Source organism: Mesorhizobium sp. M0954 (assembly GCF_040319155.1).
Lineage (GTDB): Bacteria > Pseudomonadota > Alphaproteobacteria > Rhizobiales > Rhizobiaceae > Mesorhizobium.
Genome location: NZ_JAMYNR010000018.1, coordinates 112,474 through 122,515, shown reverse-complemented (window position 1 = coordinate 122,515; position 10,042 = coordinate 112,474). Strand labels below are relative to the sequence as shown.

Below are 10,042 nucleotides of genomic sequence, written 5' to 3'. Positions count from 1 at the left end.
AGGGGCAGATCGAGGAAACCACGTCCGACTATGACAAGGAGAAGCTGCAGGAACGTCTCGCCAAGCTGGCGGGCGGCGTTGCCGTCATCCGCGTCGGCGGCGCCACCGAATCCGAGGTCAAGGAAAAGAAGGACCGCATCGACGACGCGCTGAACGCCACGCGCGCGGCCGTCGAAGAAGGCATCGTTCCCGGCGGCGGCGTCGCGTTGCTGCGCGCCAAGGCTGTGCTGAAGGGGCTGACCGGAGCCAATGCCGATGTGACGGCAGGCATCTCGATCGTGCTCAGGGCCCTTGAAGCGCCAATCCGGCAGATCGCCGAGAATTCCGGCGTCGAAGGTTCGATCGTCGTCGGCAAGCTCGCCGACAGCAAGGATCACAATCAGGGCTTCGATGCCCAGAACGAGGTCTATGTCGACATGATCAAGGCCGGCATCGTCGACCCGGCAAAGGTGGTGCGCACCGCGCTGCAGGACGCCGGCTCGATCGCCGCCCTTCTGATCACCGCCGAAGCGATGATCACCGACATTCCGGCTCGGGATGCCGCACCGGCAGTTGGTGGTGGCGGCGGCGGTGGCGGCGGCAGCATGGGATACTGAGACCTTGGCGTCCGGAGAAGCCCGTGCGTGAGCCGACGCTGCTTCCGGTATTCGGCAGACTTAGGGTCAAGCCGCCGGTCGGCGTTGCGGCCACGCCGGGCAGGAGAATGAAGAACGGGGTACCCCGCATGCGGGAGGGCATCTCACGGCACGGGGGCCTGGCTTTGAAGGTGTGCGTGGTGCTGTGGACAGTCGTTGGCCTGGCGGCAGTCTTTGTCATTGTGCAGGCCTGAACCGATCGACACAAATTGGTGCCGGCAAAAATGAATAGGACGCGACTATGGCAAACCGCTACGCGTTTCGCATGGAACGCCCGGACAGCTGGACCGTTTTCGACGTTTTCACCGGCCAGCCCGCCGAGTCCGATCACAAGATCATGGTCGGCATCAATGCCGGCGAAGCGGACGAGATGGTCGGCCGGCTGAACGATGAAGACGCCAAGCGGCGGGAACAGGCCGGCCGCTGAGCTAGCACACCGGCGAGCAAATTCGCCGGAATGATTCGCTAAGCACCTGTGCGGGGCGTACAGTCCGTTGTCGCCGGCCACAGAACAATGGGCACCGGCGCTTGAGAGCGTCCATCGTACTCCCGCCCCCTCGATGGGAGCCGCATTATGGACAACGATCAATCGGCCGATGTGATTTCGACTTTTGACTGCAATATCCTGCGTGACGCGTTCAGAACATCGGTCATTGAAAAGCAGATCCCCGAGGATCAGTGGCAGGCATACGCCGCGCTTTTGATCCGCGACTATACCGGCAACTCCGATTTTAATCCGGCGTTGCTGGCCTGGATCGTGCGACCGTAATTTTATCGCCGTGCAAGGTGCCGGGGCGGACAGCCGCTCCGCGCTCTCTTTCATTTTTGCCTAAAAGGATAATAAGCATGAGGTACATGAAAACTCCGGACGCTCCGGCCATACCGGTCAAGCCAATCGTCGAAACTGGAAAAATCCTGTCGAAGCGGCTGACGATCAGAAGCGACGAAGCAACAAGACGAAAGTCCGCCGACACCGACGGCACGGTGCGGCGGGCGCGTCAAATTGCGGAAAGCAACCGCCTGATTTGATGCCCCTATGTCCCTTTGGGCAAAACCCGGACATCACCCGATGCCTTGGTACAACGTTCGCGTCATGCCGGAGAGCGACATTCGGTCATTCTATCGATATGTGAAGTCGCTCGGTGATCCCGGCGCCTTCCTCCCGAGAACGGCGAGACCGGGGGAAGAGCCGAGGACGCCCTTCGTCACGCTGGAGCCACCGCAAATGCCGGAACCTTGTTCACGCGACCTGGACTGCGGCGTGGGCGAAGTTTGCTCGGCCGCACCAGTCCGCCAATGCGTTAAGAAGTAGGCACCTTGGGCAGCGGCCCTCTTAAGACAGCCGACCCCAACTACGCGGTAGGGCGAAACCTTAAGTTTCGGAATAGTAGCGAAGGCCGCCCTCGGGCCAGACGTCAAGTCAGACCGTCAATGATAAAGCTTAGGGTGAGCGCCTCGCGGATCGCCTGTGGATTTGGGCTTGACGTTTTTCGGAATCGCCAGGGCATGAGTTCCTCGATCTGGGTCTGCGGATGGCCGTTTGATGATGGCGTCGAGGGTTTCGGCGAGGTAGGCGACCGGGTTGACGTCGTTTAGCCTGCAGGTGGCGATGGAGGCGAGCAGCGCCCAATTTTCGGCCCCGACTTCGTGACCTGCAAACAGGGCATTTTTTTCTGGTCAGGCATACTGGCCTGATCGCGTTTTCGACCGGGTTGGTGTCGAGTTCCAGGCGGCCATCGTCCAGGAAGCGGGTCAGGCCTTGCCAGTGGCCGAGCCCATGCCGGATGTCTTCGGCCAGGCCAGAGCCGGAGGAGATCATCGATAGCTGCTTTTCGAACCATGGTTTCAGGGCAGCGATGATGGGCGCGGAATGCTCCCGTCGGGCGGCAAGCCGGGCTTGAGGTGATGCGAGCATCCGCGCGTGATCCGCACCCATTACCCCTACGCCGATAATTCCAACGCGTATACTCAAGTTGACCTCCGTATTATTCCAATGCGTTCAGTCAAGCCAGCCTGTTGTCCGGGCTTTTCCGGCCTCGTGCGAGTCGGCGGCCGCCTGGATGAATTTCACCCAGCGCAGCCCGTCGAGCACGTTCGGAAACAAGATCGTGACTGCCTCCGCATGAACGGTTGCACGGTACAACGCGGTACGCGATGCCGTTTCGTGAGACGCTTCTCGCAATGAATCCTGGCCGGCTCCGCGGGCGAAAGCGCGTCAGAGAAGCAGCCGCTGGTCCGTTGTAGGCAAGATGCGGATCATATCCGCAGTAGGATGAACCTGCCGTGCCGGCGTGTCTATCTTCTGAGGCTGACCGGTGCTGGCGGCGCGCTCAATGGCAAGCAGGGCGCGCACGTCGGCAAATCCTTCTCCACCGTCGGCTTCAGGCGGTTGTGCATTCAGGATGCAGTCGGAGAAATACGCGGTCTGTCCGGCGAAATGGTCTGTCTGCGGGAACGTCGTTTCGGTTCTGATGTCGCCATGCCGAAGCTTCATTTGCACGGCAGTCTCGAAACGGAAGCCAGGGTCGGCTGTTACGCTCCCCTTCGTTCCGGCCACGTGGTAAAAATCCGAATTGTCCGCGCCGAAGCTGGCAATGAACTGTGCAAGCCGGCCCTCGGGGAAGCGCAACGTCACGGCAATGCTTTCCTCTACCTCCCCGACTGAGGCGCTGCCGAAACTCCTTACCGCGACTGCCTCGATCGGCTCAGTGGCAAAGATATGGCGCGCGGCATTCAGGCAATAGACGCCGATGTCCTGCAAGGGACCGCCCCAATAGGCGGCCTTGAGGCGGTGATTGTCGGACGACGCTACGAAGGAGAAGACCGCGGCAAAGATGCGGGGATCGCCGATCTCACCGCTGCGGATGCGCTCCAGCACCTCGACAGTGCCGGGCTCGTTGTGCAGCCGATACGCCGTCATCAGGTACGCTCCGCTCTCATTGGCGGCGGCGATCATCGCCTCGCATTCCGCCTCGGTCGTGGCCAGCGGCTTCTCAACGAGCGCGTGCTTGCCGGCTCTCAGGGCTCGGATCGCATAGTCGGCATGCATGGAGTTCGGCAATGCCACGTAAACTGCATCGGCGACGTCCGATGCGAGCATCTGGTCGTACTGCTCATAGCTGAAGACGTGTTCCACGCCGTAGAATTCGGCGAGCTTAGCGGCGTTTTTGGCCGAGCCGCTGACGATCGCCGTGATTGTCGAGTTTCCGGTCTGGGACACACCGGGCATAAAGGCTTCCTGTGTGATCCAGCCCGCGCCCACCACGGCATATCGTATCTTTCTCAATTGCTCCTCCCGAATGGGATCACTCCCGGCACTCGTCTAAAAATGGTCACGCCGTGGCCAGCGGAGCGTCTCTGAGGCCTGACGGCAGCGGTCGATTTGAGCCAGTCGCTCGATGGGTCTGTTGTCGCCTCTCAGGGGCAAAGGCGGGCAAGAGTCATCCCTCGCCCGCCGCAGAGTTGCGCCCCCCGCCTACTTTCCGATGCAGGTGTCGGCGGTTTCGGGGGTGCAGACGTCGAGACCGGTGTAGGTCGGGTCGGCCGGCGCGGGCTTGCCGTCCTTGATGTCCTTCAGCGCCAGCATGGTCTTGTAGCCCATTTCGAACGGCCGCTGTCCGACCTGGCCGAGCGACAGGCCTTCCTTCATCTGGTCCATCTGCACCGGCAGCGTGTCGGCGACGACCAGAGCCAGCTCCTTCTTGGCGATCTTATCCTTGTACGGCTCGACCGCAGCGCGATTGGCATCCGGTATGAATTGCGGAAAGCCGCCTGTCGGCACGAAGGCGTCGAGGTTTGGCGTCTTCGCCATGAAGTCCTGGAACTGCTGAACCGAAAGAGGGAAGTCGTCGTTGGTATAGAGAGGGCAGCCCGGTGCTTCCGTCCAGCCGTTCTGGCCGGTCAGGGCATCACCTGGCGAGGCAGCCGACTCCTTGCCGGCCAGCGTATCGCGTATACCCTTCATGCGCTCATTGTGGTTGGCCGCGGCAGCTCCGCCCGACTGGATACAGATGGTACCGCCTTTCGGCTTGATGGTCTGCACGATCTTGGCGAGGTTGACGCCAATTTCGTAATTGTGCGTGCCGATATAGGCGACACGCAGGTCCTTGTTCTCCGGTAGCACATCCGAGTCCCAGGTAAGCACGGGAATGCCCGCTTCCCTGGCGGCCTGAAGCGCGACGGCCATTGCCGCGGCGTTCGACGGGGCGACGGCGATGCCGTCGACCTTCTTGGCCACCAGGTCCTGCACGATCTGCACCTGCTCCTCGCCGCCGCCATGCTCGCCGGGGCCGATATACATGCATTCGATCGCGCCGCTGGATTCGGCTTCGGCCTTCTTGCAGCCGTCACGAGCCTGGTCGAAGAAAGGATTGTTCATGTTCTTCGGCACAAGGGCGAAGACGTATTTCTGCTGGGCATAGGCCTGCCCTGCCATCAGCGCGGAAAACGCCACGGCCGCCGTCAGAATGTATTTTTTCACCTGTTCCTCCACTTTGTTTTGACGTCCACTATCCCCGACGGCTTGCGGCCGCCGGATTCTATTTGCGCTTCCAGGTAAACATACCCTCCAGCGTCGCCCGCAGCGACTTGCCCGAGGTCTGCATGCCGAGAAGCACGGCAAGAATGATGAAAGCCCCGACAAAGGCGCCCTGCCAGTTCGAATCGATCCCGGCCATCAGCAGCGCGTTGCGGATGACCTCGAGGAAGGCCGAACCGATCACAGCGCCAAACGCGGTTCCGTAGCCGCCCATCAGGCTGGCCCCCCCGATGACGGTGCCGGCGATCACCCTCAACTCGTAGCCGGTTCCCATCGCGTTGATGGCCGAGCCGCTGTAGCCGAGCAGCAGCAGGGACGCGATCGATGCGGTAAATGCGCAGAAGACATAGGCCTGGAATTTGATCCAGTCGACGGGGACGCCGGTCATCCGCGAGGCGTTCTCGTTGCCGCCGATCGCGAAGAGGTGGCGCGCCCAGGCGGTGAAAATGAAGACGGAGCCGACGATGAGCGCGAGGATCACCATCACCCAGAACTGCGAGGACAGTTCCGGGATCCAATGAGGCACCCAGCCGTCAGGCGTGTGCCTCGGCCATTTGGCCTGGCCGATGGCCTTGACGATCGGCGCATCGGGTCCGAACTGGTAAAGCATCTGGTTGCCGGACAGCACGACCGCCAGCGAGCGCGCGATCGACAGCATGCCTAGCGTCACCACGAAGGACGGCATGCCGATATAGGCCACGAAGAAACCGTTAAAGGCTCCGCAGGCGATGCCTGCGAGCAGACCCGCGCCAAACGCCACATACCAAGGCTGGTGCCAAGTGAGCAGCAGGCCGGCGACGATCGCGACCAGCCCCATCACCGAGCCGACCGACAGATCGATGCCGCCGGTGATCAGCACCACCGTCATGCCCAGCCCCATGATGGCGATAGGTGCAAAATTGCGGGTGGTGTTGGTAACGTTGTCGACCGTGCCGAAGCTGGGCTCCAGCCACGTCATGAAGACCACCAACACGAAAAGCGCGATCGCGACCCAGAAGGCCTGGCTGGCGATCATCTTCTGGAAAACGCTCTGCTCTATTATGCCGACCACATCACCGATGGACGCATGGCCTTCCTTCAGCATGTCGCTCTGGCTATGCATCACGGATTGCTCCCGTAATTAGGCCGGTGATCTCCTCCGGCGATGTCTTCTCCGTCGCCTTGTCGGCCACTTTCGAGCCGCGTCTCAGCACGATGATGCGGTCGCAGACCGCGAACACATCGGGCATGCGGTGGCTGATCAGCATTACCGACACATTTTGCGATTTGAGCCGCCGGATCAGCTCCAGCACCTCGGCTACCTGGCGGACGGAAATCGCCGCGGTCGGCTCATCCATCAGCACGAGCTTGGAGTTGGATAGCCGGGTGCGGGCAATGGCGACCGCCTGCCGCTGGCCGCCTGACATTTTTTTGACCAGATCGCGCGGCCGCGTCTCCGACTTCAGCTCCGCGAACAGTTTTGCCGAGCGGTTGATCATCGTCTGCTTGTCGAGCACGCGGAGCGGCCAAAACCCCTTCTTCATCTCGCGGCCGAGAAAGACATTTTGGGCGGCCGTCAGATTGTCGGCCAAGGCCAGATCTTGATAGACGACCTCGATCCCTTCGCCCCGTGCCTCGATCGGCTTGTGGAAATGGCAGACCTTGCCGTCCACCGCGATTTCGCCGTCGGAGGGTGGGAAGTTCCCCGCAATCAGCTTCACCATGGTCGATTTCCCGGCACCGTTGTCGCCCATCAGGCCAACCACCTCGCCGGCAGCAACCGCGAAGCTAACATCTGACAAGGCGCGGATAGCACCAAAGCTTTTCGAGACGCTTCGTACGTCCAGCACAGACACATTCTCCTCCCTGTGCGACGTCGACTTGAGCACTCAGCCGACGTACCTCTCTCCGGCTGCAATCTATATTGCAAAATGTACAAACATGCAACGTTTATTTCAGACGCATGCGGGGCGGCGACCAACTCTCCCTCGCATCAGTCTGTTCGCAGCCACTTGCTCTCCCGGGCCGAGCCCTGAATTGCCTCCACGAGTTCCTGGATGCGTTGGCCGGCCCGGAAGCCGAAAGACTCGTCTCGCTTCCCGGCGATCGCATCGACGAACCGCGCAATCTCGATAGCCTTCAGATCGTTGAAGCCGAGCTGATGGCCTGGTGCGACGCAGAAGAATCCATAGGGATCGTGATCCGGACCGGCCTCGATGCGCCGAAAGCCACGCCGGCCGCCGGGATCGGCCGTGCTGTAGAAATGCAGCTCGTTGAAGCGCTCCTGGCTGAAGACGAGCGCCCCCTTGGTGCCATAGACCTCGAAATCGTGCTGCATCTTGCGGCCGGTGGCGACCCAGCTCGCTTCGATGCTGCCGGATGCACCATTGGCAAAACGCAGAAATGCGCGACCGATGTCGTCGACCTCGATGGTCCGGCGCCCGCCTCGGCCATCCTGACGGCTCGCTATGACGGTGACGGAATCGCCGAGGACCCGTTCCACCGAGCCAAGCAGAAACTCCGCCGTGGCCAGAGCATGGCTGCCCAGATCCACCAATGCGCCACCGCCGACAGGATCGTGCCGGAAGGTAAATGGGCTTTCCGCATCCGCCATGTAATCCTCGGCGTGAATGCCGCGATAGCTGCGGATCTCGCCCAACTCGCCCGCGCGGATCATCTTCCGCGCCAGCGCGAGCAGCGGGTTGCAGAGATAATTGAACCCGACCTGCGTCCTGACGCCGGCCGCTTCCGCCGCCTCGGCCATCCGTCGGGCATCCGCCGCAACGGGCGCCAGCGGCTTCTCGCAATAGACGTGCTTGCCGGCGGCAATGGCGGCGAGCGCCATCTCCTTGTGGAAGGCGTTCGGCGCCGTGATATCGATCATATCGATCTCCGAGTCCTCGACCAGACGCCTCCAGTCCCCGCTCGCCCGCGCGAACCCCAAGGCCTGCGCCGCCTGCGCGGCGAGGTCATCGGTTCTGTCCGCAACCGTGTGGAGCACCAGTTCGTAGGGAAGATCGAAGACACGTTGTGCGGCAGCAAAGCCGAACACATGGGTCTTGCCCATGAAGCCGGTGCCGATCAGGCCGATTCTGAGTTGAGGTTTTTCACCGGCCATTCAACGCGGCTCCGTTTACCACCAGCGCCGAGTCAATCCGCCCGGCGAAAAAATCGAGCACGTTCCGCACGGACGAGATCGCCATGCGTTCTCCGCATTCGGCGGTGAGCCCGGCTATATGCGGCGTCAGAATCACTTGGTCGAAGCCGAAGAGCGGATGGTTCGCGGCAGGCGGTTCATCGTCGAAGACGTCGATACCGGCTGCGGCGATGCGCCCCTCTCGCAGCGCCGCGATCAGCGCCGCCTCGTCGACCACGCCGCCCCGCGCAGTGTTGATGAGTACGGCAGTCGGCTTCATCGCCGAGAGTTCCATTGGCCCGATCACCGGGCGCTCGGCCTTGGGTACGTTGACGGAGATCGCATCGGCCCAGGCGAGTCCCGTTTGCAAGTCGCTCACCGACGCGACCGGCCCCTCCGGCCAGCCTTGCCTTGCAAGGAATGGATCATATGCGCGCACGTTCATGCCGAATGTTGCCGCCATGCGCGCCAAGTGGCGGCCGATCCGGCCGAACCCGAGGATCAGCAGTCGCTTGCCCGCGAGTTCATTTGGCTCCAGCCGGTTGCGCCAACCCCATTCGTTGTCGCGGACCGAACGATCCGCGCGGATGAGCCGCTTGGTTGCCGCCAGCAACAGCATCATAGCGTGCTCGGCCACCGACACCGAATTCACGTCGCCGACTATCGCCAGCGCGATACCACGTTCGTTGAGAGAAGGCAGATCCACGGCGTCGTAGCCGACGCCATGGCGCGAGACGATCTTCAGTCTCTCGGCGCGTGCGACGGTCGGAGCCGACAAGGGCTGGGTGCGGATGACGAGACCATCGGCCTTGCCGATCAGAGGTGCATAGCTTGGCTCGGAGACATCTTCGACATAGTCGTAGGTGACGCCGGGCGACCCATCGAGAAGTTCGATGCCGCTCGGATGAAGCTTTCCGGCGACCAGGACGTGGGGCATCAATAGCCTCCCTTGCCGGCTTCGGCCGGGACGGCTTTCGCACCCGTCAATTCGCGGAAGCGAGCGACACTTGCCTGCGCGGCGGAGGCAAGCAGTCGGGAGTCACCCGAGATGGTTGTCATCTCGAAACCCCATTCGACGGCACGTGCGGCGTAGTCGGCCGTGCCGCAATGGAGCGCGGCGCGTTTGCCGTTCCTCTTGCAGGCCGTAACGATCGTCCGCAGAGCGGCGATCATGTCAGGCTCCTCGCGATCGAAGGACGGCGCGAGACGCCCCTGGTGCAGGCTGAAGGTCAGGTCTGCGGGACCGACATAGATGCCGTCGAGCCCTGGCGTTGCGGCGATCGCATCGAGATTGCGCATTGCCTCGGCGGTCTCGACCATGGCGAAAGCCAGGATCTCGTCATTGGCCTCGGCCGCGTAGTTGGCACCCGCCGAGAAGTTGGCACGCGTCGGCCCAAAACTGCGCTGGCCGGCCGGCGGATAGCGCAGGTAGCTGACGAGCTGAGCCGCCTGTTCCGGCGTGTTGATCATGGGACAGATCACGCCATAGGCGCCGGCATCCAGCACCTTCATGATGATGCCCGGCTCCACCCACGGCACGCGCGCCATGGGCACCACCCTGGATGCACGCATCGCCTGGAACATCGGAAGCAGCATCGAATAGTCGAGCGCGCCGTGCTGGACATCGATGCTCACGCTGTCATAGCCCTGCGCGGCCATGATCTCGGCGGTGAATGGATTGCCGATCGAAAGCCAGCCATTGATCGTGGGCCGCCCTTCGGCCCAGATCTGCTTGAGCTCGTTCTTGATCAAGGC

12 protein-coding genes and 1 pseudogene are annotated in these 10,042 nt (G+C 62.2%); 5 read left to right on the top strand and 8 right to left on the bottom strand.

Annotated elements, in window-relative coordinates:
- From NKH93_RS23290 to NKH93_RS23270, 5 genes are all read left to right on the top strand, one after another.
- On the top strand, positions 1 to 596 hold a 596-nt coding region (locus NKH93_RS23290), incomplete at its 5' end, for a TCP-1/cpn60 chaperonin family protein (RefSeq protein ID WP_352972236.1).
- A 23-nt stretch (positions 597 to 619) separates the two neighbouring features.
- On the top strand, positions 620 to 829 hold the full coding sequence (locus tag NKH93_RS23285) for a hypothetical protein (RefSeq protein ID WP_352920924.1): 210 nt from the start codon (positions 620 to 622) through the stop codon (positions 827 to 829).
- A gap of 47 nt (positions 830 to 876) precedes the next feature.
- The gene (locus NKH93_RS23280) at positions 877 to 1,062 is read left to right on the top strand and encodes a hypothetical protein (protein WP_352920922.1); all 186 of its coding nucleotides are present in this window, start codon (positions 877 to 879) and stop codon (positions 1,060 to 1,062) included.
- Positions 1,063 to 1,209: 147 nt separating this feature from the next.
- Positions 1,210 to 1,404 (top strand): hypothetical protein, encoded by a 195-nt coding sequence (locus NKH93_RS23275; protein WP_352541462.1) that lies wholly within the window; start codon positions 1,210 to 1,212, stop codon positions 1,402 to 1,404.
- Positions 1,405 to 1,481: 77 nt separating this feature from the next.
- Positions 1,482 to 1,664: a hypothetical protein gene (locus NKH93_RS23270; protein ID WP_352541463.1), complete on the top strand. Its 183-nt coding sequence runs from the start codon at positions 1,482 to 1,484 to the stop codon at positions 1,662 to 1,664.
- Positions 1,665 to 2,050: 386 nt separating this feature from the next.
- Here the strand turns inward: NKH93_RS23270 and NKH93_RS23265 are convergent.
- The 8 genes and pseudogenes from NKH93_RS23265 to NKH93_RS23230 all read right to left on the bottom strand — a co-directional run.
- Positions 2,051 to 2,538, bottom strand: a pseudogene (locus tag NKH93_RS23265) (IS66 family transposase); the annotation flags it as partial.
- Positions 2,539 to 2,850: 312 nt separating this feature from the next.
- Positions 2,851 to 3,900 (bottom strand): Gfo/Idh/MocA family protein, encoded by a 1,050-nt coding sequence (locus NKH93_RS23260; RefSeq protein ID WP_352541464.1) that lies wholly within the window; start codon positions 3,898 to 3,900, stop codon positions 2,851 to 2,853.
- A gap of 210 nt (positions 3,901 to 4,110) precedes the next feature.
- Entirely contained in the window at positions 4,111 to 5,115 is a 1,005-nt protein-coding gene (locus NKH93_RS23255; RefSeq protein ID WP_352541465.1) for a substrate-binding domain-containing protein, read from the bottom strand.
- Between the two features lie 58 nt (positions 5,116 to 5,173).
- A complete protein-coding gene (locus tag NKH93_RS23250; RefSeq protein ID WP_156937342.1) occupies positions 5,174 to 6,274 on the bottom strand; it encodes an ABC transporter permease in 1,101 nt (366 codons plus the stop codon).
- Positions 6,267 to 7,007, bottom strand: a complete 741-nt coding sequence (locus NKH93_RS23245; protein ID WP_352686825.1) for an ATP-binding cassette domain-containing protein — start codon at positions 7,005 to 7,007, stop codon at positions 6,267 to 6,269. Before NKH93_RS23245 ends, NKH93_RS23250 begins: the two co-directional genes overlap by 8 nt.
- A 137-nt stretch (positions 7,008 to 7,144) precedes the next feature.
- Positions 7,145 to 8,269, bottom strand: coding sequence for a Gfo/Idh/MocA family protein (locus NKH93_RS23240; RefSeq protein ID WP_352920917.1), 1,125 nt, complete (start codon positions 8,267 to 8,269; stop codon positions 7,145 to 7,147).
- Entirely contained in the window at positions 8,259 to 9,224 is a 966-nt protein-coding gene (locus NKH93_RS23235; protein WP_352541468.1) for a hydroxyacid dehydrogenase, read from the bottom strand. The genes NKH93_RS23240 and NKH93_RS23235 overlap by 11 nt, the downstream gene beginning before the upstream one ends.
- A complete protein-coding gene (locus NKH93_RS23230; protein ID WP_352920914.1) occupies positions 9,224 to 10,039 on the bottom strand; it encodes an HpcH/HpaI aldolase family protein in 816 nt (271 codons plus the stop codon). Before NKH93_RS23230 ends, NKH93_RS23235 begins: the two co-directional genes overlap by 1 nt.
- Between the last annotated feature and the right edge of the window lie 3 nt (positions 10,040 to 10,042).